Source organism: Variovorax sp. LjRoot175, assembly GCF_964253805.1.
Lineage (GTDB): Bacteria > Pseudomonadota > Gammaproteobacteria > Burkholderiales > Burkholderiaceae_C > Variovorax.
In genome coordinates this window covers 1,878,349-1,901,748 of the sequence record NZ_CAXURY020000001.1, presented here as the reverse complement: position 1 = coordinate 1,901,748, position 23,400 = coordinate 1,878,349, and the positions used below count along the sequence as shown (strand labels likewise).

Genomic DNA, 23,400 nt, shown 5'->3' with positions numbered 1-23,400 from the left:
CCGGGGTCTAGAGCGGCCGCGTCAGGTACACCGCCTCTCGCCCCACGATCGGCACACGCGCCGGCATGAGCACGGTGCAGTCCTCGCAGAGCGCCCGAATCTCCTCCGCCCCATCGGTCGCGATCAGCTCGCCCTTGGCGAACACCTCGAAGCCGAGCAGCGGCCGCACGAAGCGGAACTCCTCGGTCTTGACCATCCGCGTTTCCAGCAGCTCAAAGCGCTGCTGCGGTCCGGGCGCCGGCGTGGCCGGGTCGCGCTCGATCAGGCCGAAATGGGCCAGAAAATCCAGGCTCACTGCGGTGGCCAAGTCGGCCGTGGCCTGCAGGAAGTGCTGGCCGCACTCGACCACCATGGCTGCGCCGGCCGGGCTCTCCTCCTCGCCGTGGCGGCCATGCTGGATCAGCGGCGTGCCCGAGCCGAGGCCCTTGGGCATGAGCAGGTGGATCGCGGGGCGTCCGATCGCCAGCGCCACCGCGGTGTTGCGCGCGAAGGCCGGGTAGACCCAGAAGGGCGCCACGGGCTGGCTGGTCGAGTGGATGTCGAGGATGTGGTCGGCCGCAGCCACGACGGGCCGCAGTTCGCGGGCGCGGCGCAGCTCGGGGCTGTCCTCGGGGCCGTCCAGCCACTCGTCGGACCAGATGCGGTTCAGGTTGTGGACGAGCTGGCGGTTTTCGAAGGGCTGGTCCGGGTCGAAGGCGTTGTAGGCCTCCACGTGGGCGAAGCTCACCGTGAGCGTGCCGGTCTTCGGGCGCACGCCGCTGTCGAGCAGATGGGTGGCGGCCGCCATGCCGCAGATCTCGTTGCCGTGGGTCAGCGCGTTGATCAGCACATGCGGGCCGGGCTTGCCGGATTCGAAGCGGTGGACATAGTCGACGCCGGTGTTGCCTTGGCGGTAGGCGGAAAGATCGGGCTGGGTGACTTCGAGCTGGGGCGGGATGGGAGGCATGGCGGGGTGTTCTTGAGAGGTCCCTGAGTTTGCTACAGCCGCGCCGCCACGGTGGAGGCCGTCAACCCCCTCCCAATTGCCTCGTAGACTCGCGACCCACAAACACAAATTCTTCGAGCGCCTTGCCCTCATGCCCCTGACTGCCGACATGCGACGGTCCATCGACCAGATTCGCGATTACCTTTTTGGCGGTGGCTACCCGGACCCGGTCAACAACGCCGAGCAGCTGTCCTTCCTGTTCTTCTTCTATCTCGTCGAGGGCATCGACGCCGAGGCCAAGGCACGCGCCCGCATGCTGAAGACGCGCCCCATCAGCCTGTTCGATGGCGAGTGGGAGCTCCGAAATCCCTTGAATGCCTTCGTGCCGGCCGCGCGCGAAGGCCACCTGGCCGCCACCGTGCTGCACACCGGCGAGCCGACCGTTCCGCGCAACCGCTTTCGCTGGTCGCTCTGGTCGCGCGAGCTGTCGGGCGAGGCGCTGGTGCGCTTCGTGCGCGACGAGGTGTTTCCCTTCTTCGCCGAGATCGGCGAAGCCTCGGCCTACGATTTCATGCGCGGCGCGCGCCTGGGCATCGACGATCCCACGGTGCTGACGCAGGTCATCCGCCTGGTGGACGGCCTGCGGCTCGACCAGGCCGATGCCGACACCAAGGGCGATCTGTTCGAGCACGTGCTGCGCCAGATGAAGCAGGCCGGTGAGCTGGGCCAGTTCCGTACGCCGCGCCACATCATCCGAACCATCGTCGAGATGGTCGATCCGCAGGTCGGCGAGACGGTCTACGACCCCGCCGCCGGCACCGCGGGCTTTCTGGTGGTGGCCTACAACCAGATCCGGCTCGCGAACTCCTCGCCCGGCGGCATCGCGGAGGCCGAGCTCGACGGCAAGACGCACCTGCGCGGCCTGGGCGACAAGCTCTCGGCCGACCAGCTTTCCACGCTGCAGACCGCCACCTTCTTCGGCAACGACGTCGACCCGAAGATGGTGCGGCTGGCGACCATGAACCTCACGCTGCGCGGCCTGGCCCATGTGCGCATCCTGCAGCGCAACGTGCTGACCACCTCGCTCGACGCCGGCTTCAAGGCCGCACTGGGCCTGCCGGCCGAAGGCTTCCACGTGGTGCTGGCGAACCCGCCCTTCTCGGGCCGGGTCGACAAGGACCGCATCGTCGACGAGGTGAAGATCGGCAGCACCAGCGCCACCGAGCTGCTGTTCCTCAAGTACATGCTCGACAGCCTGCGCCCCGACGGCCGGGCCGCGGTGGTGGTGCCGGAGGGCGTGCTCTTCGGCTCCACGCTCGCACACCGCGAGCTGCGCCGCCAGCTGATCGAGCAGCATCGTGTCGAGGCCGTGCTGAGCCTGCCCAGCGGCGTGTTCCAGCCCTACTCGGGCGTCAAGACCTCGGTGTTGTTCTTCCGCCGCGGCGGGCGCACCGGGCGCGTGCAGTTCCTGCATGCCGACGACGACGGCTACCGGCTCGACGCCAACCACGACACGCCCATCGAAGCCGACGACCTGCCCGCGCTGTCGCAGGCCTACGCGCGTCGCGATGCAGCCTGGGCGCGCTGGCAGGCGCGCGATGCGGACGCCGAGTGGACCGAGAAATGGTGGTTCGCCGATGCGGCCGCGTTGCGCGCCAACGACTTCAACCTGTCGGCCAGCCGCTACCGGCCGATGAGCCAGGCGCAGGTCGAGCACCAGGATCCGCGCGAGCTGCTCGGCGAACTGGCGGCGATCGAGGCCGAGATCGTGGAAGAGATCGAGGCGCTGCGCGCCGCGCTGGCGGAGCGCATTCCATGATGCCGGCGGCCCGCATCGCGCTGCTCGGCGAGGTCTGCGACATCAACCCGAGGTTGCCGAAGTCGCACGACCTGCAGGAAGACAGTGAAGTCGGCTTCGTCCCGATGGCCGCGGTGAACGAGACTTCCGGCACCATCGAGCAGCGCCTGACGCGCCGCTTCGCCGAAGTGAAGAAGGGCTATACCCCCTTCGCCGAGGACGATGTGCTGTTCGCCAAGATCACGCCGTGCATGGAGAACGGCAAGGCCGCCATCGCGCGCGGCCTGGCCGGTGGACGCGGCTTCGGTTCCACCGAGTTCCACGTGCTGCGCGCGAAAGAATCCGTTCTGCCCGAGTGGCTCTACTACTTCGTGCGCCAGCAGCGCTTTCGGCGCGAGGCGCGCAGAAGCTTCACCGGCACCGCCGGCCAGCAGCGCGTGCCCGCGGCCTTCATGGCGGGCGCTGCCATTCTGGTGCCCGCGCTGGCCGAGCAGCGCCGCATGGTCGACGTGCTGTCCTGCGCGGAAGGCATCGTCCGGCTTCGGCGCGAAGCGCGCAAGAAGACCGAGCAGCTGATCCTCGCCATCCACGCCGACATGTTCGGCGACGCCACCGCCAATCCCAAGAGTTGGCCGGTGGCGACGCTGGGCGATGTGCTCGAGCGCATCGACAGCGGCAAGAGCCCGCGCTGCCACGACCGGCCGAAGGCGCCCGACGAATGGGGCGTGCTGCGCCTGAGCGCGCTGAAGCATGCCGCCTACAACGAGTCGGACCACAAGACCCTGCCCGACAAGGAAGTGCCCGATGCGCGCTGCGAGGTCCGGCGCGGCGATCTCCTGCTCAGCCGCAAGAACACGCTGGAGCTCGTGGGCACGCCGGCCTATGTCTGGGACACCCAGGGCCGCATCCTCCTGCCCGACCTGATCTTCCGCCTCTGCCTGCGGCCCGAATCGGGCGTGCATCCGCTCTACCTGTGGGCGCTGCTGACGGCGCCGGCCATCCGAAGACGGCTTCGATTGATGGCCAGCGGAACGGCCGCGTCGATGCTCAACATCTCGAAGGAAAGGCTCCGTACGCTGCCGATCATGGTTGCGCCGCTCGCGCATCAGCAGGCATTTGCCGAACATGCGACGGCCCTGCACTCGATCTCGCTCCAGCAGCAGGCCGCGCTGGCCAATGCCGAGGCAACCTTCGAGGCCCTGCTCGCCAGGATCTTCAGACCCTAGACCAACCTGCTGTAGGCCACGATCTCCGGCGCCGCCGCAAACAGCGGCCCCGCGGCCGCGATCGCCGCGCCCACGTGCACGGTCGCCATGTGCGCATCGGCATGCGCCTTGGCCTGCCACTGCTCGACAGTCTGGAACACGTGCGGCGCCTCGGCCTGCTGGTAGAGCTCATAGCCCATGCAACCCGGTTCCTGTCGCGACTTGGTCGCCAGGTCGACGAGGATGCCCTTGGCGAGTTCGACGACCTCAGGTTTGACGGTGATGCGCGCGAGGACGTAGTGCATGGGTAGGCTCCGGCTGGAGTGAAGGATGAGTTTGCATCTTGACTTGGCGGCATGGCGCCGCGCCCGGGATTTTCCCGCTGGCGACCGCACTGTGCGCATGTTCCGAGGCCTGTGGACGTGAGACTAGGCGTCGCCGGGCACCAGTGCGTAGCGCGTGCCTCGCCCCTGCCCTGTTCGCGCAAGCAGCCCCCATTCGGCAAGCCGCGTGAGTTCGCGGTAGGCGGTGGCACGCGATACGCCGGTGATCGCGACGTACTTCTCCGTGCTCATGCCGCCCGCAAAGCCTGCGGGCTGGGTGTCGAAGAGCTTGTTCAGCATCTTGCGCTGGCTGGGCGTAAGTGCAGGGTGAGCCGCCTGGATGCCGAGCCGGAACGCGCTCTTGTCGGCTGCGGTCTGCATCTGGCTCAGCGTGGCAAGACATGCCTGTTCGACGCACCCCACGAACCACAGTACCCAGGATGTGACGTCCATCTGCGTTTGGCAGGATGCACTGTGAAGATGCGCGTAGTAGCCCTGGCGGTCGAGCCAGATCTGCTGGGAGAGGCTGAACAGGCGCTGGCTGCTGCGCGTGTCCTGCGCCAACGCCAGATCGCTCAGCGCCCGGCCGATGCGGCCGTTGCCGTCCTCGAAGGGATGGATGGTTTCGAACCAGAGATGCGCCAGCGCGGCACGCACGATGCCGTCCATGCCGGCGCGAAGCTCCGCATTGTTGAACCAGTCCACCAGCAGGCGCATCTGCGACGGCACATCGCGCGAGGCCGGCGCCTCGTAGTGCACCGTGTCCGGCTTACCCAGCCTCGGCGTGACGATCTGCATGGGCTCGGGGTGCGTGCGGTAGGCACCCGTCACGATGCGCGTGATGCCGCTACGGCCGTTGGGGAACAGCGCAGCATGCCAATCGAAAAGGCTGGCCTCGGTCAGTGGCTGCTGCCATTGCGCGACCGCGGCCTCGATCACATCCAGCGTGGCTTCGGCACGGGGTTCGCGCTGGGTCAGCCGCGCGCGACTGCTCTGCGTCAAGCCCAGACGGCGCGCGGCCGACGCGCGCACCGAATTGATCTGCAGCATTTCGCCCTCGATCTGCGCGGTGGCGACGGCTTCCTGCGCCCATTCGGTGAGCTGCAGTTCGCCCAGATCGACCAGTTGAAGGCCGCTCGCTACGCCGAGCATCCGTCCTTGCGCAACGCGAGCCGCGGCCAGCGCCGGCTGCAGCGCCTGCGCGTCGAACTTGAAATGAGGCCAATCGGCGGCCTGCCAGATCCACATGAAGCGCATCTTATCCATTTGCGCTTCAAATTTGAAGCGTAAAGAACGGCTTTGCGCTTCATTGGATTCCTCGCACCGCATCCTTTCCCGCGCCCCGTTCGTCCTCGTCGTATGACCTACGACCCGACATTTCACGTGGCCCCCTCCCCGCGCTGGGTTCTCGCGCTGGCCTCGCTGACCTCTTTCATGATCGCGCTCGACGCGCTGGTGGTCACGACCGCCCTGAGCGCGATCGGCAAGGATTTCGGCGCACCGATCGAAGCGCTGGAATGGACCGTCAATGCCTACAACCTGAGCTTCGCCGTGCTGCTCATGAGCGGTGCGGCGCTCGGCGATCGCTTCGGGCGCCGGCGCATGCTGGCCGCGGGCCTCGCAATCTTCGTCCTCGCCTCGGTCGGCTGTGCGATGGCGGGCAGCGTCGCCTGGCTGATCGCCGCGCGCGCCCTGCAAGGGGTCGGCGCGGCACTGGCGATGCCGCTGGCGATGGCGCTCTTGAGCGCGGCCGTTCCCAAGGAGACGCGGGCCCGGGCGCTCGGCATCTTCAGCGGCGTCACCGGGCTGGCCCTGATCGTCGGGCCGGCCGCGGGCGGCGCAGTGGCCGAAGGCCTTGACTGGCGATGGATCTTCTGGATCAACGTTCCGATCGGGCTGGTCGTCGCTCCGCTCATGCTGCGCCGCATCCCGGAGAGCCGCGGGCCGGCCGCCGCGCTCGACCTTCCGGGCGTGCTGCTCGCCACCGGCGCGATCCTGGGCGCGGTGTGGGGACTGACGCGCGGGCACGAGGCCGCCTGGGCCAGCTTCGAAGTGGCCGGGGCGCTGGCGGCCGGCCTGCTGCTGGCGATCGGCTTCCTGGCCTGGGAGCGGCGCGCAGTTGCGCCGCTGCTGCCGCTCTCGCTGTTCCGCTCGCGCGGCTTCTCATCCGGCATTGCGGCCAGCGTTCTTTTCTACGCGCCGATGTACGGCACGGTGTTCTTCCTGCCGCAGTTTCTGCAGTCGCAGGGCGCGGGCCCGCTCGGCGCGGGGCTGCGGCTCTTGCCATGGACGGCCACGCTGTTCGTGGTCGCGCCCCTGGCGGGCAGCCTGGTCAACCGCTTCGGCGAACGGCCGCTGGTCGTCTGCGGCGTGCTGCTGCAGGCCATCGGCAGCGCCTGGATCGCGCTGATCGCGGCGCCCGATCTTCCCTATGCCCAGCTCGTCCTGCCGCTGATCGTCGGCGGTGCCGGCGTCTCGATGGCCATGCCCGCGGCCCAGAACGCAGTGCTGAGCGCGGTGGCGCCCGTGGAGATCGGCAAGGCCTCCGGCACCTTCAACATGTTTCGCTACCTGGGCGGAATGTTCGGCATCGCGCTCCTGGTCGAGGTGTTTGCCCGCGCCGGCAGCCTGGCCTCGCCGCCGGCTTTCAGCCTGGGCTTCACGCAGGCGATGGGCGTTGCTGCCGCGCTTTCGCTGCTGGCCGCGTTCGCGGCCTGGTGGCTCCCGACAGAGAACAAGCTGTTCCGGCCTTTGCCGGAGAAAGAACTCCGATCATGAAACGCATGGTGCAATACAAGGTGAAGGCCGACCGGGTGGCCGAGAATGAAAGCTACGTCCGCGCGGTGTACGAAGCGCTCCATCAGGCCCGACCGCCTGGCCTGCACTACGCCACCTTCAAGCTGGCGGATGGCGTGAGCTTCGTCCACCTCGTTTCACATGAGGCCGCGGACGGTGCCAATGCCTTGACGGCGCTTCCCGCCTTCAAGGCCTTCACGGCGGAGATCCGCGAGCGCTGCGAGACGCCGCCGGTCACGACGGAACTGGAGGAGATCGGGTCCTATGGCTTCTTCGGCAAGTGACACGCACGACGCGATCCTCGGCACGCTGGAAGAGGCGCGCCGGCAGTTCCTGGCGCTCGTCGACGAGGTGCGGCCCGAGCTGCATCGCTACTGCACGCGCATGACCGGCTCGGTCGCCGACGGCGAAGACGTGGTCCAGGACACGCTGGCACGCGCCTACTACCAGCTGTCGGAACTGAAGGAGCTGCCGCCGCTGCGCCCATGGCTTTTTCGCATCGCCCACAACCGGGCGGTCGACCGCTGGCGGCACGATGCGTACCTGAAGACCGAGCCCCTCGACGCAGCATCCGAGATCGCGGACGACGAGGCGCGCGAGCCCGACCAGGCGCTGGCGCGGCATCAGGCCGTGCATGCCGCCCTCTCTCTCTTTCTTCAGCTCGCGCCGGCGCAGCGCGGCTGCGTGATCCTCAAGGACGTGCTGGACCATTCGTTGGAGGAGATCGCCAGCGAACTCGAACTGAGCGTGCCGGCCGTCAAGGCCGCGTTGCACCGCGGGCGCGTGCTGCTGCGCGAGCTGTCCGAAGTCGCGCCGCCGCCAACGCCGGCGCGCGCCTTCCAGCCGGCGCTGGTGCGCTATGCAAGCCTGTTCAACGCCCATGACTGGGACGGCGTGCGCGCCATGCTCGCCGACGAAGTGCGGCTCGACCTGGTGTCGCGGCGCAAGGCGGCAGGCCGGCGCGACGTGGCGCCCTACTTCGGCAACTACGCCAAGCTCCCCGACTGGCACCTGGTGCCGGGCTGGCTCGACGGCCGCGAGGTGCTGGCGGTTTTCTCCCCGCCGGGCGCGGCGCGGCCGAACTACTTCATCGAATTGAGCTGGCAGGACGATCGGGTGAGCGCAATCCGCGATTTCTACTACGTGCGCTACATCGCACAGGAAGCGCAGATCGAATTCGACTAGCAGCTAGGGCCTCTCGGGCGGGCTGTCTTCCTGCTCGGGAGGGCGCTTCTTGCGCGAGCGCGCTTCCTTCTTCGCCCGGCGCTCCGCATCCAGCAACTGCCCCGCCGCGAGCCACCCGGCAAACTCCTGCGGCGTCTCCAGCGTGATGCGGCCCATGTTGCCGCTGCGGAATTCGTGCATCACGACCTCGGCCGCCTTCTGCAGGTTCACGCGGCCGCGGCCGAGCAGCGCGCCGCGCTTGCGGCCGATGGCTTCGAGCACCTGCTCGTCGCGGAAGCCCTCGATCGATTCGAGCTTGAAGCGCGCCTCGACCAGGCCCGCGTAGTCGCGCTTCAGGTAGCCGAGCAGTTCCAGGGCCACCTCTTCCTCGTCGAAGGCATTGCGGCCGATGGCGCCGCTGGCGGCCAGGTTGTAGCCGCTCTTGGCCACGATGATGCGCGGCCACAGCATGCCGGGCGTGTCCCAAAGATAGAAGTCGTCGGCCAGCACGATGCGCTGCTCGAGCTTGGTGATGCCGGCCTCGTCGCCGGTCTTGGCCTTGCGGCTGCCGGTCAGCGTGTTGATCAGCGTGGATTTGCCGACGTTGGGAATGCCGCAGATCAGCACGCGCATCGGCTTGGCCATGCCGCCGCGGTTCGGCGCGAGTTCGTGGCAGGCGTCGATCAGTTGCCGCGCCGGCGCGGTCTGGCTGGCATCGAGGCCGATCGCGCGCGTGGCCGGCTGCGCGTTGTAGTGGGCCAGCCAGAGCGCGGTGCGTTCGGGATCGGCCAGGTCCTGCTTGTTGAGCACCTTGAGGCCCGGCTTGTGGCCGGTGAGTTCGGCCAGCATCGGGTTGGCGCTGGAGCCCGGCAGGCGCGCATCGAGCAGCTCGATGACGACGTCGATGTCCTTGATCCGTTCGGCGATGGCCTTCTGGGTCAAGTGCATGTGACCGGGGAACCACTGGATGGCCATCGGGAATGTTCTTTCTCTTGCTGCGGGAAGGCCTGCGATTGTCGCCGCGGGCCCGAAGCTCAGGCCCGCAGCGCGTCGCGGTAGCGCCGGCTGCAGGGGATCTGCGTGCCGTCGCGCATGTGCAGCCGGGCGTCGCCGCCGTCGAGCGGCTCGATCTCGGCCACCCGGTCCAGGTTGGCCGCGTAGCTGCGGTGCACGCGCGCATAGCGGGCCGGATCGAGCTGGGCCAGGAAGTCGGTCAGCGTGGCGCGCAGCAGGTAGTCATGCCCGTTGACGCGCAGGCCGACGTAGTTGCCCTGGGCCTGCAGCCAGTCGATGTCGCTGGCCGCGATCAGGAACTCGCGCCTGAGCTTGCGCACCAGGAAGCGCTCGGGGCGCTGCGGCGCCGCCTCGGGCGCGGGCGGCGCGGGCTCGGCCGCACCCTCCGGCGCATCGAGCACGCGCGCCTCGCCCTGCAGCCGCAGCATGAAAAGCCGGTAGCCCAGCAAGGTCACGAGGAAGAGCGCGTAGGTGCGCACGTCCTTGAGGTACTCGTAGAACCACTTCTCGCCCCAGGGGCCGAAGTCGTACTGGCTGCCGGCCAGCGCATAGACCAAATGGCGCAGCGCCACCATGCCGGCCACATGCACCAGGCTGAAGACCACGCTGCCGGCCAAGTGCCAGGCCCAGTTGCGGCCGAGCGTGGCCAGGTTGAGCGGGAAGCGGCGCTCGAAGGCGAACACCGCCGGCACCAGCGCGAGCAGCACAAGATGACTGGAAAGCTCCCAGGCCACCGGCTGCCACAGGGGCACCTCGCGTCCCAACTTGCCCGCGTCGACCACGGCGATGGCGGTGTTGAAGACCGCCTGCAGCACCATCACGATCACCCAGAAGGCGATCTCGGCCCGCCGCCGATAGGGCTGGTAGCGTTCGAACAGGTTCTTCGGCATGGCGGGATTCTCGTGAATCCGGATCGGGACGGCCGAATTTCGTCCCTCCGGAGCCGCCGCTCGTCACAAAGCGCCGGCGGATCGTCCCCTGGCCGCCCCTGCGCACCGAACCGCACGCCACCATGGCCGCCTTGCCATCCAAGGAGCCGGACCATGAGCACCGACCGACGACACGACATCGATGCGCTGCGCGCGCTGGCCTTCCTGCTGCTGATCCTCTACCACGTGGCGATGTACTACGTGGCCGACTGGCCCTGGCACCTCAAGAGCCCGCATGCCGCCCGCTGGCTGCAATGGCCGATGCAGGCCGTCAACATCTGGCGCATGGACCTGGTGTTCCTGGCGTCGGGCGTGGCGCTGGGTTTTCTGTTGCGCGGCCAGGAGCCGCTGCGCCTGGTCGGACAGCGTGCGCTGCGGCTGCTGCTGCCGCTGGCGATCGGCATGACGGTGGTGGTGCCCTACCAGGCCTACGCCGAAGCCGTGGCCAAGGGGCTGGTGGCGCCGGGATTCGGCGCCTTCATGGCACGCTACCTCGCGATGGGGCCCTGGCCCAAGGGCGCCTTCGCCGGCTCCGATTTCGGCATGACCTGGAACCACCTGTGGTACCTGCCCTACCTCTTCGCCTACACGGCGCTGGTGGCGCTGCTGCTGCCGGTGCTGCGATCGGCCGCCGGACAGCGGCTGCGCGCCGCCTTCACCGGTCTGCGGCGCTGGCGGCTGCTGGTGCTGCCGGCCCTGCCGCTCGTGCTCTTCACGCTGGTGCTCGGGCCGCGCTTCCCGGCCACCCACGACCTGATCCACGACTGGTACCTGCATGCCCTCTACTTCACGGTCTTTCTCTACGGCTACTGGATGGGCATCGATGCCGGCCTCTGGCGCGAGCTGGCGCGGGTGCGCGGCTGGGCGCTGGCGCTGGCGGCGGCCCTCCTCGCCGCCTACTTCGCGCTGAAACTGGCCGGCGCCGATATTCGGCTGTTGCGCGTGCTGCGCGCGCTCTACCTGTGGAGCGCGCTCGCGGCCATCCTGGGCTTCGCCCATCGTTACCTCGACCGCCCCTGGCCCTGGCTGGGCTGGGCCAACGAGTCGGTCTACCCCTGGTACATGCTGCACCAGACGCTGATCGTTGCCGGCGCCGTCGCGCTCGCGTCATGGCGGCTCGGCCCGGTGCTGGAGCCGGTCTTGCTGGTGGCACTGACGGTGCTCGGCTGCTGGGCGCTGAGCGACGGGCTGATCCGCCGCATCGGCTGGCTGCGGCCGCTGTTCGGGCTCAAGCAGCGCGCCCCTGCGGCCGGCGATCGGCCGCGATTTCGAGACTTTGTAGCACGCTGAGTTGTAACAACGCCTCTAGAATCCCTCGCGCTGCGCGCCGCCCCGGCTCGCAGCGCCCAACAACATCCAACGAGGGAGTTCCGATGTTCCAGCGCTTCGCCTGGCCGCCGTCCTGGCGGCCACCCTTCCCCTGTCCGCCGCTCACGCCCAGCGTCCTGCGCCGCCGCAGGGTCCGATGATCCAGGGCTACCTGTGCTGCAACATGCGCAGCTACGGCAAGCAGATCAGCGACATCAACTACGACGAGCAGGGCATGAGCATCGTGGCCGCGGGCACTCCCGCGCGCATCACCGGCTACGACTTCCGCTGGGTCGACCTGGACATCGGCGGCCGCCCGCAACGGCTCAAGAACGACTACAGCCGCGACATCCCGACCACCGCGTTCGGGCAGCGCTATGTCGTGACCGAGGACCCGAAGATCAAGCTGGTCGGCTACCCGGAGAAGACGCGCGCAGCCATCGCGGCGATGAAGGTGACGCCCGGCATGACGCGCGAGCAGGTGCTGATGGCGCTGGGCTACCCCGTCAGCAGCGAGAACCCGAAGCTGGACGCCCCCGTGTGGCGCTACTGGCTCGATACCTGGGCCGAATACCAGGTGATGTTCGAGCCGGGCGGCACGGTGAAGAGCATCGTGGGCGATCCGGCGGCGCTGAACCGGGTCTCGCTGCCCTGATTCACCGGCCGTAGGCGATGGGCCGGCTGTAGGCCGGGTCGCGGTGCCAGTCCCAGTAGGTCTGGAGCAGGCGCTGCGTCACCGGGCCGGGCACGCCGTCGCCCAGCACCTGGTCGTCCACCCGCGTCACCGGCAGCACGCCACCACCGGAGGTGCTCAGAAAAGCTTCGTCGGCGCTGCGCAACTCCTCGGCCGGCAGGTCACGCAGCTCGACCCGCATGCCGAGCGTCTCTGCGATCTCGATCACGGTGCGCCGCGAGATGCCTTCGAGCACGCCGTCCTTCGGCGTGACGACGGTACCTCCGCGCACGCAGAAGACGTTGAAGCCCGGACCTTCGACCACGTTGCCGGCTGCATCGGTCAGCACCACGGTGTCGGCGCCCGCATCGAGCGCGCCCAGGAGGCCCATGGTGAGGTCGTTCCAGTGGTAGTTCTTGGCCTTCGGATCGACCGAGCTCGCCGGGATGCGCTGCACCTCGCTCACTTTCAGGTGCAGGCCGCGCTCGCGCTGCACCTCGTTGGCGATCCACACGAAGGGCACGGCGAAGGCGTAGAAGCGATTGACCGCCTGGCGCGGATCGCGCGAGCCCCAGGGCGGCTGGCCGCGCGTGACGATCATCTCGACATAGGAATTCCGCAGGCCGCTTCTGCGCACGCATTCGGTCAGCACCTCGGTGATCTGTGCCGTCGTGAGGCCGGGGTCGAGCCGGAAGCGCTCGCAGCTGCACATGAAGCGCTCCAGATGCGCATCGAGCCGGAAGAAGGCGCCTTCCCACACGGTGACCACGTCATAGGTGGCGTCGGAGCGCAGAAAGCCCCAGTCGGTGATGGGGATGGCGGCCTCGGCGATGGGCACGTAGTTGCCGCGTACGAAGGCAACACCGCCGGAAAGGTCGGGCACGGAGGGCATGACTTGGAAACTCCTTCGGTCGCATGCTCCAAATGCTTACGCACGGAGCCTGGGTTGGGCGCAAAGTCGGTCTTGTTCATCAGCAGATGAGCGCGAAAGGTACCTGACATGCAGATACAAGTGAACACCAGCAACGGCGTCGAGAACAAGGATGCCCTGGAACGCTGGGCCAATGAGGAGATCAGGCATGCATTGAGCCGTTTCGCGGCCGACGTGACGCGGGTCGAAGTGCACCTGAGCGACCAGAACCATGATGCCAGCGGCGGCGGCGACAAGCGCTGCGCGATGGAGGCGCGCCTCGCGCGCCATCAGCCGGTGGCCGTGACGCAGCACGCGCCGAATCTCGACGAGGCTTTCCGCGGCGCGGCCGACAAGCTCAAGCGCGCACTGGACAGCGCGCTGGGCCGCCTCGGCAAGCACGGGCGCGAATCGATCCGCAAGGACGGCGGCGCGGTCGTCGAATGAGCGCCAGCTTCATCGCTTCCTGATCGCGGGCGCGGGCAGCGCCTTCTTGCGCACGGCGCGCGGCGTGTCGGCCGGGATCAGCGGCGGCCGCTGGCCGGTCTGCATCCAGGCATCGTAGAAGTCGATCTTCTTGTCGACCAGCGTCAGCGCGCGCCGCCATTCGGCGATGGTGGCGTTCACGCGCTCGCGGTGGCCGGCCAGCATGTCGCGGCGCTGGCGCAGCGTACGGCTGCCCTGCATCACCAGCGCGGTGTACTCGCGCATCTCGGCGATCGACATGCCGGTCGCGCGCAGCCGCTCCATCAGGTCGAGCCAGCTCACGTGCAGCTCGCCGTAGACGCGCCGCCCGGCTTCGTCGCGCGCCACGCCGGGCACTAGGCCCTGCGCCTCGTACCAGCGGATGGCATGCACGCTGCGGCCGGTGCGCGTGGCCAGCTCGCCGATGCGAAAGGCGCTACCCGGCACGCGCCGGCGCCTCCAGCGCTTCGTCGACGAGCGCGGTGTCGAGGTACTCCGTGAGCTCGATCACCTTGCCGCCGGCCAGCCGGTAGATGAAGCAGTACTGGTTGTCGTAGCGCTTGCCGAGCTTGGTGGCGACCTCGCCGTTGCACTGCACGACCACGAAGTCGTCTTCGGCGATGAAGCGCTCGGCAGTGTTGAGGTAGCGGCCTTCGAATTGCGCGTACAGGGGCTTGAGCAGTTCGTTCTGCACGACCAGCTTGCCCTTGTAGGTGCGTGACCAGGACGTGCGCCCCTTCATGATCCAGCTGAAGTCCTCGGCGAGGCTGTCGACGAAAGGCTTGCCGTTGCCCTTGGCGAGCTCGGCGTGGATGCCCTGGATGAATCTCTTGTTCTCGATGGCGTTCATGGCGTATTTCCCGTGTTCACCGGACGACCCGGCGAAACCATTGGAAATGCTCCAGCGCACTCTAGGTCAAGAGCGATTTTTCCGCCAGGGCGGAAGCCGGGCCTCAGTCGTTGCGGCGACTCAGCTTCTCGCAGTAGTCGAGCAGCAGTTCGATTTCTGCCGACTTGTCGAAGAAGGCGTCGGCGCCCAGCGCCTTGGTGCGCGCCCGCATGTCGGGCGTCGCGTAGTTGCTCAGGACCACCACCTTCTGATGCCTGGCCCTCTCGCGGCAGGCACTGACGACACCAAGGCCGTTGCCCTGGTCCAGGAACAGGTCGACGATGGCCACGTCCCAGCTGTCGCGATGATTGCGCAGCCAGTCCACCGCCTCGGCCTCCCCGCTCGCATAGGCGACGACGGTGGCATCGGCAATGTCTTCGAGGAATCCGACGAGGTTCTCGCGAATCACGGCGTTGTCTTCGACCAGATAGGTCTTCGTTGTCATTGGGGGCACATGTGAATATGGATGCTTGATGTCATGATGAGCTGCGATTTCAGCGCCGCGGTGAGCCATCTCGGCCAATGCAGGTAGGCATAGACCTACCCGATTAGCACGGAAGTTCTTCAATAAGCATGGCAACAACACGCTTCGTAGATGTCCAGGCGCTTTCCGGCCTGGTTCAGGCCCTCGGAACATCCCGCTTCCTGGAGGCGCTGGCCGACACCATCAGGGAAGATTTCCTGCGCTGGCCCGAGTTCGACAAGTCGGCCCGGCTGGCCAGCCATTCGGCGCTCGGCGTGATCGAGCTGATGCCGGTGTCGAACGGACAGCGCTACGCCTTCAAGTACGTCAACGGCCACCCCGGCAACACGGCCCATGGCCTGCCGACGGTGATGGCCTTCGGCGTGCTGGCCGAGGTGCAGACCGGCCTGCCTGTGCTGCTGTCGGAGCTCACGCTGACCACCGCGCTGCGCACCGCCGCCATGTCGGCCCTGGCCGCGCAGGCCGTGGCGCGGCCGGGATCGCGCCGCATGGCCCTCATCGGCAACGGCGCCCAGAGCGAGTTCCAGGCCCTGGCCTTCCACGCGCTGCTGGGCATCGACGAACTGCGGATCTACGACATCGACGCCCAGGCGATGGACAAGCTGGAGCGCAACCTGGCGGCCTGGCCGGCCCTGCGCGTGCGGCGTGCCGCGAGCGTCGCCGAAGCGGTGCGCGGCGCCGACATCGTCAGCACGCTGACGGCGCGCAAGGCGCGCGCCACCATCGTCACGCCCGAGATGCTCGAACCCGGCATGCACCTCAACGCGATCGGCGGCGACTGCCCGGGCAAGACCGAGTTGCATGCGGAAGTGCTGCGCGCCGCGCGCGTGTTCGTCGAGTACGAGCCGCAGACCCGGATCGAGGGCGAGATCCAGCAGATGGCGGCCGATTTTCCGGTGGTCGAGCTGTGGCGTGTGCTGGCCGGCGCCGAGGCCGGCCGGCAGAGCGAGGACCAGGTGACGGTGTTCGACTCGGTGGGCTTCGCGCTGGAGGACTACTCCGCGCTGCGCCTGATCCACGCGCTCGCGCTGCAGCATGGCGCAGGACAGGACATCGCGCTCGTGCCGTCCGCGGGCGACCCAAAGAACCTGTTCCGCCTCACCAGGCCGCGGACTGGCTGACGGCGAGCGGCGGCATTTCCGCCCAGTGGTTCTTGAAGCCCAGGCGCGCCGGCGAAACGTACTGCTCGCGGTAGATCTCGAAGGGCATGCTGTCGTTCGCCTCGATCTCCTTCTGGGCATCGATCGAACTCTGCGTCATGCGTTCGAAGTTCGCGCGTTCTTCGGCGGAAAAGGGCAAGGCCAGCAGCTCGGTGCGCGTGCGTTCGGACTGCGCCCGCACGAAGCTGATGAAGGAGTTGTCGTGCGCGCGCGCCATCGCCTCGAGCACGCGCGCAGAAGGCAGGGTGGCCGGGTCGGCCAGGCCTTTCTCTGCCGCTCGCACCGCTTCGGCATGCCGGGTGCCACCGTGCGCGGCGTCGAGCGCGGCGGCGATCGGGCCGAATTGCTCCAGCAGCTCGGCGCCCCATTCGGTGAGCGCAACGTCGCGCCCGCCGCGCTGCAGCTTGAGGCCGGGCTCGCGGCCGCGTGCAGCCGTGAGGTGCTGGTTGTGGGCCAGCTCGGCAATCTCCTCGCGCGTGTCGGGCGGGCTGTCGGCCAGCAGGCAATGCAGCAGGAACACGTCGAGAAAGCGCATGGTGGGCGCGGCGATGCCGATCGGCTCGAAGGGATCGAGGTCCATCAGGCGGACTTCCACATACTCGACACCGCGCTCGCGCAGCGCATGCAGCGGCCGCTCGCCGGGGTAGATCACGCGCTTGGGACGGATGGTGCCGTAGAACTCGTTCTCGATCTGCAGCAGGCTGGTGGCGAGCTGGTTGTAGTCGCCGCCGGGATTGCGGATGCCGATCGCCTCGTAGGCCGGCCAGGGCCGCGTGAGCGCGTCCTGCAGCGAGGCGCCGTAGCCGTCGAGGCTGTTGTAGCTCACCGCCAGCGAGGCCTGTGCCTCGCTCTGGTAGCCCAGCCGCCCCATACGCAGCGAGGTGCCGTGCGGCATGTGCATGCTGCCTTCGCCCAGCGGCTGTAGCTCGTGTGGCCGCCCGGCCACGAAGCTCGAGCACAGCGCCGGCGAGGCGCCGAACAGGTAGAGCAGCAAAAAGGCGTGGCGGCGGAAGTTGCGGATCAGCGCGAAGTACTGCTCGCTCGACACCTCGGGCAGCGACCAGTTGTAGTGGATGCCCGAGATGGTCTGCATGCGCCGGCCGTAGCGGTGGCTCAGGCCCATGCGGTAGACGCTCTTGGCGCGCCCCACGTTGGAGGCGCCGTAGCGCCCGATCGGAATGGTTTCGTCGGCCGGCAGGCCGCAGGGCATGCTCGAGACCCAGAGCCGTTCGTCGCCGGCTTCATGAAGCACGCGGTAGGTGAACTGGTGCACCTGCGTGAGCTCGGCCAGGCAGGCCTCCACGTCGGTGTGCACGCCGGTGATGAGCTCGAGCTGCGACTCGCTGAAATCGGTGGTGATGTGCGGGTGGGTGAGCGCCGAACCGAGCGCCGCCGGATGCGGCGTCAGCGCCAGCGTGCCGTCGGGCTGGGCACGCAGGCTCTCCTTCTCGATGCCTCTACGGACTCCCTTCAGTCGCGCGGGTGTGAGCGCTCCCAGGCGCTCGTGCAGTTTGCTCATGTCGTTATGACCCGTGAATCTTTGTGGGGCGGAAGGTAGCACGGCCGCGAACGGCTTGCTGGCCTCGGTATTTGAAGCGAAAACGCCGTTTCTGCTATACCCCGCGACGGTGCCGGCCATCCCTCCGGCGACTCAGGGGAAACCATGATCGACGTCGTGCGCAGCGTACAGGCATTCAATGCGGGCCGCGATCCCGAGCGCCTGCAGATGAAGTACGAGGCCATGCGCAAGAGCCCCTTCGTGTTCCTGCGCGGCAGCTGCCACCGCTTCTACGAACGCCTCGCGCCCGGCGCCCTGCCCGCCTCGCCGCTCGGCTGGGTGTGCGGCGATCTGCACCTCGAGAACTTCGGCAGCTTCAAGGGCGACAACGGCCTGGTGTATTTCGACATCAACGACTTCGACGAGTCCGCCCTCGCCCCGACCGCCTGGGACCTGGTGCGCTTCCTGGCCAGCGTGCGCGTCGGCGCCGCCACCCTCTCGCTGCGTCGCCAGGAAGCGCAGCAGCTGTGCCGCGCTTTCCTCGACGCCTACGCCGAGACGCTGGCGCAGGGCGAGGTGCGCTGGGTCGAGCGGGACACGGCCGACGGGCTGGTGGGCGCGCTGCTGCGCGGCCTGCGCGAGCGCAAGCGCGTGCCCTTCCTCGACGAACGCACCAAGCTCAAACGCACAGGAGGCAAGCGCAGCCGGTTCCGGCGCAAGCTGCGCACCGACGGCAAGAAAGCGCTGCCCGCGAGCCGCGAGCAGCGCGCGAGCGTCACCGAAGCCATCCGCAGCTTCGCCGAGAAGCAGCCGAACCCGGACTACTACCGGGTGCTCGATGTGGCGCGGCGCATCGCCGGCACCGGCAGCCTGGGCGTGGAGCGCTATGTGATCCTCGTCAATGGCAAGGGCTCGCCCGGCGGCAACGGCCTGCTCGACCTGAAGCAGGTCAACGCCTCTTCGCTGCTGCCGCACCTGAAGACAACCCAGCCGGCATGGAAGAACGAAGCCCAGCGCGCGGTGGCGCTGCAGCAGCGCGTGCAGGCGGTGTCGGCCGGCCTGCTGCAGCCGCTGCGCATGGGCCGCGCGCCCTTCGTGCTGCGCCACCTGCAGCCTTCGGAAGACCGCGTGACACTGGATCGCTCGGCGCAGAAGCTGAAGACGCTGGAGCAGGTGCTGCGCACCATGGGCCGCATGGTCGCGTGGGGCCAGCTGCGCAGCGCTGGGCGGCAAGGCTCGGCCATCGCCGACGAACTCGTCGCCCATGGCCACAGCCGCAAGTGGCGCCAGTCGCTGCTCGATGCGTCGCGGGACTGCGCCGCCGATGTCGCCGCCGACTGGAAGGCCTACGGCGAAGCCTTCGACGACGGCGCATTCACGCGCTGATCTTCAGCCCAGCACGCGCAGCAGGAAGCGGTTGAGATCGGCGATCTCTTCCATGCACACCGAGTGCTCCATCGGGTACTCGTGCCATTCGACCGCATGGCCGAGCGCGGCCAGCGCATCGCGCGAGGCCCGGGCGCGCTCGATCTGCACCACGCCGTCGCGCGTGCCGTGGCCCAGGAAGACCGGCGTGTCGTGGTTGGCCGCATGGCGCTCGGCGGCCGTGGTCGCGGCCAGCGGCAGGTAGCCCGACAGGCCGACGATGCCGGCCAGCCGCTCGGCATGGCGCAGCCCGGTCAGGAGCGCCATCGCGCAGCCCTGCGAAAAGCCGGCGACCACGATCCGGCCGGCCGCGATGCCGCGGGCCTTCTCGTTCGCGATCAGCGCCTCGATCGCGGCCTGCGAGCGGCGCAGTCCGGCTTCGTCCTCGCGCTTCACGAGATCGGCTGCAGCGATGTCGTACCAGGCCGGCATACGGTAGCCGCCGTTGATGGTGACCGGAATCACCGGCGCATTGGGGAACACGAAGCGCACCGGCCCGACGGCCGACAGGTCGAGCTCGTTGGCGATCGGCACGAAGTCGTTGCCGTCGGCGCCGAGGCCGTGCATGAGGAGCACGGTGGCGGTGGGGTGGGGGCCGGTTTCGATTTCGATGGGGGCAAGGGACATGATGAAGGGTCTGGCTTGGGATTGGATGACGCGAGTGTGCCTTGCCTGCGGCGCTTGTCGCCATCGGCTGCTAGCATCCGGCGCGACGCGCCAACAAGAACAGGAATTCTCGTGACCTCTCCCATCACGCCGATCAGCCGGCGCAGGACCATCGTCGCCACCACCATCGGCAACGCCCTCGAGTTCTTCGACTTCACAGTCTACGGCTTCCTGGCCCTGGTGATCGGCAAGCTCTTCTTCCCGACCTTCGACAGCTACGGCCAGCTGCTGCTGACGGTGGCGAGCTTCGGCGTCGGCTTCATCATGCGGCCGCTGGGCGGCATCGTGATCGGCGCCTATGCCGATCGCGCCGGGCGCAAGAAGGCGATGACGCTGACCATCTTCCTGATGGCGCTGGGCTGCGCAATGATCGCGGTGGCGCCCACCTATGCGCAGATCGGCGTCGCGGCGCCCGTGCTCATCGTGCTGGCGCGGCTGATCCAGGGCTTCTCGGCCGGCGGCGAGGTGGGCGCGTCCACCACCTTGCTGGTCGAGCACGCCACGCCGGCCAACCGCGGCTACCTGGCGAGCTGGCAGTTCGCGAGCCAGGGCCTGGGCATCCTGCTCGGCGCCGCGGTGGTGGGCGGGCTCTCGTTCGCGCTCGGGCCGCAGGGCATGGAGAGCTGGGGCTGGCGCGTGCCCTTCGTCATCGGCATGCTGATCGCGCCGGTGGGCATGTACATCCGCCGCCATCTCGAGGAATCGCTCGACGTCAAGGCCGAGCCGGCGGCCGGTGCGGCGCCGCGCAGGAGCAGCCTCGCCGAAGTGTGCGGCGAGCACGGGAAGACCGTGCTGTCGGCCATCCTCGCCATCACCGGCGGCACCGCGGCCGCCTATGTCGTGACCTTCTACATGCCCACCTATGCGGTGCGCCAACTGGGCCTGCCGCCGACGGTGGCGCTGTTCGGCGCCGCGCTCACAGGGCTCCTGTCCTTCGGGCTCGCGCCGCTGGTGGGCCTCCTGTCCGATCGCGCCGGCCGCAAGCGACTGATCGTCTGGGGCCGCATCGCGATGATGGTGCTGATCTATCCGGGCTTTCTGTGGCTCAACCTCTCGCCCACGCCGGCCGTGCTGTTCACCGTGGTGGGCTTGCTGAGCATCGCGCTGGTGGTGCAGACCGTGCCCGCCATCACGATGCTGCCCGAGATGTTTCCCAAGCACGTGCGCGCGAGCGGCATGTCGCTGGTCTACAGCGTGGGCGTTTCGATATTCGGCGGCTTCTCGCCCTTCGTCAGCACCTGGCTGGTCAACGCCACCGGCAGCAAGCTGGCGCCGGCCTGGTATCTGCTGGGAATGACGCTGGTGTCGTTCCTCGGCCTGCTCTGGCTCAAGGACTTCACCGGCAAGGACATCGACGACGCCTCGGCCCACCGGCCGGACGCCGAGCCCTCTTCAAGGACTGCCCGTGCATAGCAGCGCTGCCGCTCGATACTTCTCCGGCACCTACGCCGAAGCCCGCCGCAAGTTCCTCGATGCCGCCGCGGCGCGCGGCGCGGCCCTCGAATCCTTCGTGCTCGAAACCCATCGCGGCGCCCTGGGCGAAACGCTGGCGGCCGACACGGCCTACCTCGGCACGCCCGGCGCGGCCAGGCTCTTGATCGTCAGCTCCGGGACACACGGGCCCGAGGGCTTCTGCGGCTCGGGCTGCCAGATCGCGACGCTGCACGACGACGACCTGCTCTCGCGCCTCGAGCAGGCGGGCATCGGCCTGCTGCTGGTGCATGCGGTCAATCCGCACGGCTTCTCGCACCTGCACCGCACCAACGAAGACAACATCGACCTGAACCGCAACCACATCGACTTCGATGCGCCGCTGCCGGTCAATGAAGCTTATGCAGAGGTCGAGCCTTTCGTGCTGCCGGCGACCTGGCCGCCCAGCGCCGACGACGAGGCGGCGATGGCCGCCTACATCGACAAGCACGGCATGCGCGCCTGGCGCGCCGCCGTCACGACCGGCCAGTATGTCGCGCCCGACGGCGTGTTCTATGGCGGCAAGGCGCCGTCATGGAGCAACCGCACCATGCGCGGCATCCTGCGCAAGTTCGGCGCCGCCGCGACGCACATCGGCTGGATCGACATCCACACCGGGCTCGGTCCCTACGGCCACGGCGAGAAGATCTACCCGGGCCGCCCGGACGGCCTCGCCCAGGCGCGCGCCTGGTGGGGCGCCGACGTGTTCGCGCCCTTCGACGGCCAGTCGGCCTCGGCCGACGTGTCGGGGCCGGTGGTTTCGGCCGTCTACGACGAATGCCCGCAGGCCAGCGTGGCGCTGATGGGCCTGGAGTTCGGCACCCTGCCCGACCTCGAAGTGCTGAATCGCCTGCGTGCCGACACCTGGCTGCGCAGTCACGCGCAAGCGCCGGCCGAACAGCAGCGCGCCATTCGCCAGCAGCTGCGCGACGCCTTCTATTGCGACAACGACGAATGGAAGGGCATGGTGCTGGGCCAGGCGCGCACGGCCTTGCTGCAGACCGTGCAGGGGCTCAGGAACGCCTAAGAGAACCTGGGCGCCCTGCGCTCGCGCAGCGAAGCCACGCCCTCGCGCACGTCGGGCCCCGCAAAGCCCATGAACTCGAGCGCCAGCGAGGCGTCGAAGCTCGGGCCGGCCAGGCGCAGCCAGTTGTTGAGCGCGTACTTGGTGAAGCGGATCGCGCTCTGGCTGCCGGCGGCCAGCTTGTCGGCCAGCTCGTAGGCGCGCGGCAGCAGCTCGGCCTCTTCCACCGCGAGCGAGACCAGGCCAATGCGCTCGGCCTCCTCGCCGCTCACGGGTTCGCACAGCAGCAGGTAGTACTTGGCCTTCGCCATGCCGCACAAGAGGGGCCAGACGATCGCCGCATGGTCGCCGGCCGCGACGCCCAGCCGCGTGTGGCCGTCGACGATCTTCGCGCTCTTGCTCGCGATCGAGATGTCGGCCAGCAGGCCCGCCACCAGGCCGGCGCCCACGGCCGGCCCGTGCATCGCGCTGACGATCGGCTTGTCGCAGTTGACGAGGTTGTAGACCAGGTCGCGCGCTTCCTTCCAGACGCGCACGCGCGTGGCGTCGTCGGTGCTCATCTGCTCGACCATCGCCAGGTCGCCGCCGCCCGAGAAGCCCATGCCCTCGCCGCGCAGCACGGCGCAGCGCACCGTGTCGTCGGCCGACACGTCGCGCCAGATCTCGGCCAGCTCGCGGTGGCCGTCATGGCCCGCAGTGGGCAGCTTGCCGTTCTGCGCGCGCATCTGGATGTCGAGCACCGCGCCGCCTTCGCCGCGGCGCGTGATCGCGAGGGTCTGGTAGCGGGCGTAGTCCATGGCGCAGCCTTTTCTTCAGTTGCGCGCGGCCAGCTCGCGGCAGCGCTGCAGGTTGGTGTTGAAGTTCGTGGTGAGCGTCGGCTGGCAGGTGTCGGCCGAGAGCTTGAAGCGGCACAGGCCCACGACGAGGAAATCGGTCACCGCCTCGGTGCACATCGGATAGCGCGCCAGCGCCGGATTGGCGCGCGTCTTGAAGCCCCAGCTGTCGGAGAAGTCGAGCATGCGGCCCATCGCATCCTCGAAGTAGTCGCGGTCCTTGTTGGCGATGGCCGCATCCATCGCGGGAAGCTCGGTGCCGAGGAAGCCCATGGCGGCCGCGGGGAAGCGGTCCGCATCCTGCTGCTGAGCGGCTGCGCCCGTCGCGGCGACGGTCAGCAGAAAAGGGGCGATGGTTCGTGCGGAAGCGGCGAGGAGGCGATGGCGGATGGATCCCATGGTCGGCGGTATGGCGAGTGGTCGCGGAAGCGATATTTGAAC

25 protein-coding genes are annotated in these 23,400 nt (G+C 68.5%); 12 read left to right on the top strand and 13 right to left on the bottom strand.

The genetic code is table 11. From position 1 onward, the window contains the following. Window positions 1-7: 7 nt before the first annotated feature. Window positions 8-946 carry a succinylglutamate desuccinylase/aspartoacylase domain-containing protein gene (locus ACSQ89_RS09660; protein WP_093102329.1) on the bottom strand — a complete coding sequence of 313 codons (939 nt, stop codon included), beginning with the start codon at window positions 944-946 and terminating at the stop codon, window positions 8-10. A gap of 130 nt (window positions 947-1,076) precedes the next feature. On the opposite strand from ACSQ89_RS09660, the gene ACSQ89_RS09655 reads away from it, so the two are divergent. Beyond that, window positions 1,077-2,744 (top strand): HsdM family class I SAM-dependent methyltransferase, encoded by a 1,668-nt coding sequence (locus tag ACSQ89_RS09655; protein WP_436290661.1) that lies wholly within the window; start codon window positions 1,077-1,079, stop codon window positions 2,742-2,744. Beyond that, window positions 2,741-3,949, top strand: coding sequence for a restriction endonuclease subunit S (locus ACSQ89_RS09650; protein WP_436290662.1), 1,209 nt, complete (start codon window positions 2,741-2,743; stop codon window positions 3,947-3,949). Before ACSQ89_RS09655 ends, ACSQ89_RS09650 begins: the two co-directional genes overlap by 4 nt. Here ACSQ89_RS09650 and ACSQ89_RS09645 read toward each other — a convergent pair. Both ACSQ89_RS09645 and ACSQ89_RS09640 read right to left on the bottom strand, forming a co-directional pair. After that, complete coding sequence (locus ACSQ89_RS09645) at window positions 3,946-4,233, bottom strand: putative quinol monooxygenase (RefSeq protein WP_093102325.1); 288 nt, start codon at window positions 4,231-4,233, stop codon at window positions 3,946-3,948. The two genes, ACSQ89_RS09650 and ACSQ89_RS09645, sit on opposite strands and share 4 nt — an antisense overlap. A 123-nt stretch (window positions 4,234-4,356) precedes the next feature. Next, window positions 4,357-5,517: a DUF4172 domain-containing protein gene (locus ACSQ89_RS09640; protein WP_436290663.1), complete on the bottom strand. Its 1,161-nt coding sequence runs from the start codon at window positions 5,515-5,517 to the stop codon at window positions 4,357-4,359. A gap of 117 nt (window positions 5,518-5,634) precedes the next feature. Here ACSQ89_RS09640 and ACSQ89_RS09635 point away from each other — a divergent pair, with 117 nt between their 5' ends. Genes ACSQ89_RS09635 through ACSQ89_RS09625 form a run of 3 tightly spaced genes read left to right on the top strand, consistent with a single transcriptional unit; the run spans window position 5,635 to window position 8,232 of the window. Further along, window positions 5,635-7,029: an MFS transporter gene (locus ACSQ89_RS09635; RefSeq protein WP_436290664.1), complete on the top strand. Its 1,395-nt coding sequence runs from the start codon at window positions 5,635-5,637 to the stop codon at window positions 7,027-7,029. Further along, complete coding sequence (locus tag ACSQ89_RS09630; protein ID WP_139191611.1) at window positions 7,026-7,331, top strand: hypothetical protein; 306 nt, start codon at window positions 7,026-7,028, stop codon at window positions 7,329-7,331. The genes ACSQ89_RS09635 and ACSQ89_RS09630 overlap by 4 nt, the downstream gene beginning before the upstream one ends. After that, entirely contained in the window at window positions 7,312-8,232 is a 921-nt protein-coding gene (locus tag ACSQ89_RS09625) for an RNA polymerase sigma factor (protein WP_436290665.1), read from the top strand. Before ACSQ89_RS09630 ends, ACSQ89_RS09625 begins: the two co-directional genes overlap by 20 nt. 3 nt (window positions 8,233-8,235) lie before the next feature. On the opposite strand, the gene ylqF is transcribed toward ACSQ89_RS09625, so the two are convergent. After that, on the bottom strand, window positions 8,236-9,186 hold the full coding sequence (gene ylqF / locus ACSQ89_RS09620) for a ribosome biogenesis GTPase YlqF (RefSeq protein ID WP_436290666.1): 951 nt from the start codon (window positions 9,184-9,186) through the stop codon (window positions 8,236-8,238). A 59-nt stretch (window positions 9,187-9,245) separates the two neighbouring features. Further along, window positions 9,246-10,115: a LytTR family DNA-binding domain-containing protein gene (locus ACSQ89_RS09615; protein ID WP_436290667.1), complete on the bottom strand. Its 870-nt coding sequence runs from the start codon at window positions 10,113-10,115 to the stop codon at window positions 9,246-9,248. 153 nt (window positions 10,116-10,268) lie between these two features. On the opposite strand from ACSQ89_RS09615, the gene ACSQ89_RS09610 reads away from it, so the two are divergent. Then, on the top strand, window positions 10,269-11,444 hold the full coding sequence (locus tag ACSQ89_RS09610; protein ID WP_436290668.1) for an acyltransferase family protein: 1,176 nt from the start codon (window positions 10,269-10,271) through the stop codon (window positions 11,442-11,444). Window positions 11,445-11,619: 175 nt separating this feature from the next. After that, window positions 11,620-12,117, top strand: coding sequence for an outer membrane protein assembly factor BamE domain-containing protein (bamE, locus tag ACSQ89_RS09605; RefSeq protein ID WP_436290669.1), 498 nt, complete (start codon window positions 11,620-11,622; stop codon window positions 12,115-12,117). Between the two features lies 1 nt (window position 12,118). Here the strand turns inward: bamE and ACSQ89_RS09600 are convergent, their stop codons facing one another. Then, complete coding sequence (locus tag ACSQ89_RS09600; protein ID WP_093102311.1) at window positions 12,119-13,027, bottom strand: aminotransferase class IV; 909 nt, start codon at window positions 13,025-13,027, stop codon at window positions 12,119-12,121. 108 nt (window positions 13,028-13,135) lie between these two features. Here ACSQ89_RS09600 and ACSQ89_RS09595 point away from each other — a divergent pair, with 108 nt between their 5' ends. After that, on the top strand, window positions 13,136-13,492 hold the full coding sequence (locus tag ACSQ89_RS09595; RefSeq protein WP_436290670.1) for an HPF/RaiA family ribosome-associated protein: 357 nt from the start codon (window positions 13,136-13,138) through the stop codon (window positions 13,490-13,492). 9 nt (window positions 13,493-13,501) lie between these two features. Here ACSQ89_RS09595 and ACSQ89_RS09590 read toward each other — a convergent pair whose 3' ends face one another. The 3 genes from ACSQ89_RS09590 to ACSQ89_RS09580 form a co-directional block, all read right to left on the bottom strand. Beyond that, a complete protein-coding gene (locus ACSQ89_RS09590; protein ID WP_436290671.1) occupies window positions 13,502-13,957 on the bottom strand; it encodes a MerR family transcriptional regulator in 456 nt (151 codons plus the stop codon). Continuing rightward, window positions 13,947-14,360 carry a nuclear transport factor 2 family protein gene (locus ACSQ89_RS09585; protein ID WP_436290672.1) on the bottom strand — a complete coding sequence of 138 codons (414 nt, stop codon included), beginning with the start codon at window positions 14,358-14,360 and terminating at the stop codon, window positions 13,947-13,949. Before ACSQ89_RS09585 ends, ACSQ89_RS09590 begins: the two co-directional genes overlap by 11 nt. A 103-nt stretch (window positions 14,361-14,463) precedes the next feature. After that, window positions 14,464-14,844 (bottom strand): response regulator, encoded by a 381-nt coding sequence (locus tag ACSQ89_RS09580; RefSeq protein ID WP_436296173.1) that lies wholly within the window; start codon window positions 14,842-14,844, stop codon window positions 14,464-14,466. 128 nt (window positions 14,845-14,972) lie between these two features. Between ACSQ89_RS09580 and ACSQ89_RS09575 the strand changes: the two genes are divergently transcribed. Further along, on the top strand, window positions 14,973-16,004 hold the full coding sequence (locus ACSQ89_RS09575; RefSeq protein WP_436290673.1) for an ornithine cyclodeaminase: 1,032 nt from the start codon (window positions 14,973-14,975) through the stop codon (window positions 16,002-16,004). Here the strand turns inward: ACSQ89_RS09575 and gshA are convergent. Further along, a complete protein-coding gene (gene gshA / locus ACSQ89_RS09570) occupies window positions 15,982-17,562 on the bottom strand; it encodes a glutamate--cysteine ligase (RefSeq protein ID WP_436290674.1) in 1,581 nt (526 codons plus the stop codon). The genes ACSQ89_RS09575 and gshA overlap by 23 nt on opposite strands. A 144-nt stretch (window positions 17,563-17,706) precedes the next feature. Between gshA and ACSQ89_RS09565 the strand changes: the two genes are divergently transcribed. Then, complete coding sequence (locus tag ACSQ89_RS09565) at window positions 17,707-18,927, top strand: DUF2252 domain-containing protein (RefSeq protein ID WP_436290675.1); 1,221 nt, start codon at window positions 17,707-17,709, stop codon at window positions 18,925-18,927. Between the two features lie 3 nt (window positions 18,928-18,930). On the opposite strand, the gene ACSQ89_RS09560 is transcribed toward ACSQ89_RS09565, so the two are convergent. Beyond that, complete coding sequence (locus ACSQ89_RS09560) at window positions 18,931-19,593, bottom strand: alpha/beta hydrolase (protein ID WP_093102299.1); 663 nt, start codon at window positions 19,591-19,593, stop codon at window positions 18,931-18,933. 111 nt (window positions 19,594-19,704) lie between these two features. Between ACSQ89_RS09560 and ACSQ89_RS09555 the strand changes: the two genes are divergently transcribed. Both ACSQ89_RS09555 and ACSQ89_RS09550 read left to right on the top strand, forming a co-directional pair. Beyond that, window positions 19,705-21,045: an MFS transporter gene (locus tag ACSQ89_RS09555; RefSeq protein WP_244503702.1), complete on the top strand. Its 1,341-nt coding sequence runs from the start codon at window positions 19,705-19,707 to the stop codon at window positions 21,043-21,045. Next, a complete protein-coding gene (locus tag ACSQ89_RS09550) occupies window positions 21,032-22,129 on the top strand; it encodes a M14 family metallopeptidase (RefSeq protein ID WP_436290826.1) in 1,098 nt (365 codons plus the stop codon). Before ACSQ89_RS09555 ends, ACSQ89_RS09550 begins: the two co-directional genes overlap by 14 nt. Here ACSQ89_RS09550 and ACSQ89_RS09545 read toward each other — a convergent pair. Further along, on the bottom strand, window positions 22,126-22,923 hold the full coding sequence (locus tag ACSQ89_RS09545) for an enoyl-CoA hydratase/isomerase family protein (protein ID WP_093102296.1): 798 nt from the start codon (window positions 22,921-22,923) through the stop codon (window positions 22,126-22,128). The genes ACSQ89_RS09550 and ACSQ89_RS09545 overlap by 4 nt on opposite strands. A 15-nt stretch (window positions 22,924-22,938) precedes the next feature. Further along, window positions 22,939-23,358 carry a hypothetical protein gene (locus ACSQ89_RS09540; protein ID WP_093102295.1) on the bottom strand — a complete coding sequence of 140 codons (420 nt, stop codon included), beginning with the start codon at window positions 23,356-23,358 and terminating at the stop codon, window positions 22,939-22,941. Window positions 23,359-23,400: the final 42 nt, after the last annotated feature.

What these genes read in the sequence shown, in the direction of transcription:
- ACSQ89_RS09645 (WP_093102325.1), bottom strand. Translation starts at nt 4,233, where the DNA reads ATGCACTACGTCCTCGCGCGCATCACCGTCAAACCTGAGGTCGTCGAA.
- ACSQ89_RS09565 (WP_436290675.1), top strand. Translation starts at nt 17,707, where the DNA reads ATGATCGACGTCGTGCGCAGCGTACAGGCATTCAATGCGGGCCGCGAT.
- ACSQ89_RS09580 (WP_436296173.1), bottom strand. Translation starts at nt 14,844, where the DNA reads ATGACAACGAAGACCTATCTGGTCGAAGACAACGCCGTGATTCGCGAG.
- ACSQ89_RS09585 (WP_436290672.1), bottom strand. Translation starts at nt 14,360, where the DNA reads ATGAACGCCATCGAGAACAAGAGATTCATCCAGGGCATCCACGCCGAG.
- ACSQ89_RS09560 (WP_093102299.1), bottom strand. Translation starts at nt 19,593, where the DNA reads ATGTCCCTTGCCCCCATCGAAATCGAAACCGGCCCCCACCCCACCGCC.
- ACSQ89_RS09615 (WP_436290667.1), bottom strand. Translation starts at nt 10,115, where the DNA reads ATGCCGAAGAACCTGTTCGAACGCTACCAGCCCTATCGGCGGCGGGCC.
- ACSQ89_RS09660 (WP_093102329.1), bottom strand. Translation starts at nt 946, where the DNA reads ATGCCTCCCATCCCGCCCCAGCTCGAAGTCACCCAGCCCGATCTTTCC.
- ACSQ89_RS09655 (WP_436290661.1), top strand. Translation starts at nt 1,077, where the DNA reads ATGCCCCTGACTGCCGACATGCGACGGTCCATCGACCAGATTCGCGAT.
- ACSQ89_RS09545 (WP_093102296.1), bottom strand. Translation starts at nt 22,923, where the DNA reads ATGGACTACGCCCGCTACCAGACCCTCGCGATCACGCGCCGCGGCGAA.
- ylqF (WP_436290666.1), bottom strand. Translation starts at nt 9,186, where the DNA reads ATGGCCATCCAGTGGTTCCCCGGTCACATGCACTTGACCCAGAAGGCC.
- ACSQ89_RS09625 (WP_436290665.1), top strand. Translation starts at nt 7,312, where the DNA reads ATGGCTTCTTCGGCAAGTGACACGCACGACGCGATCCTCGGCACGCTG.
- gshA (WP_436290674.1), bottom strand. Translation starts at nt 17,562, where the DNA reads ATGAGCAAACTGCACGAGCGCCTGGGAGCGCTCACACCCGCGCGACTG.
- ACSQ89_RS09575 (WP_436290673.1), top strand. Translation starts at nt 14,973, where the DNA reads ATGGCAACAACACGCTTCGTAGATGTCCAGGCGCTTTCCGGCCTGGTT.
- ACSQ89_RS09630 (WP_139191611.1), top strand. Translation starts at nt 7,026, where the DNA reads ATGAAACGCATGGTGCAATACAAGGTGAAGGCCGACCGGGTGGCCGAG.
- ACSQ89_RS09650 (WP_436290662.1), top strand. Translation starts at nt 2,741, where the DNA reads ATGATGCCGGCGGCCCGCATCGCGCTGCTCGGCGAGGTCTGCGACATC.
- bamE (WP_436290669.1), top strand. Translation starts at nt 11,620, where the DNA reads ATGATCCAGGGCTACCTGTGCTGCAACATGCGCAGCTACGGCAAGCAG.
- ACSQ89_RS09610 (WP_436290668.1), top strand. Translation starts at nt 10,269, where the DNA reads ATGAGCACCGACCGACGACACGACATCGATGCGCTGCGCGCGCTGGCC.
- ACSQ89_RS09600 (WP_093102311.1), bottom strand. Translation starts at nt 13,027, where the DNA reads ATGCCCTCCGTGCCCGACCTTTCCGGCGGTGTTGCCTTCGTACGCGGC.
- ACSQ89_RS09595 (WP_436290670.1), top strand. Translation starts at nt 13,136, where the DNA reads ATGCAGATACAAGTGAACACCAGCAACGGCGTCGAGAACAAGGATGCC.
- ACSQ89_RS09640 (WP_436290663.1), bottom strand. Translation starts at nt 5,517, where the DNA reads ATGGATAAGATGCGCTTCATGTGGATCTGGCAGGCCGCCGATTGGCCT.
- ACSQ89_RS09540 (WP_093102295.1), bottom strand. Translation starts at nt 23,358, where the DNA reads ATGGGATCCATCCGCCATCGCCTCCTCGCCGCTTCCGCACGAACCATC.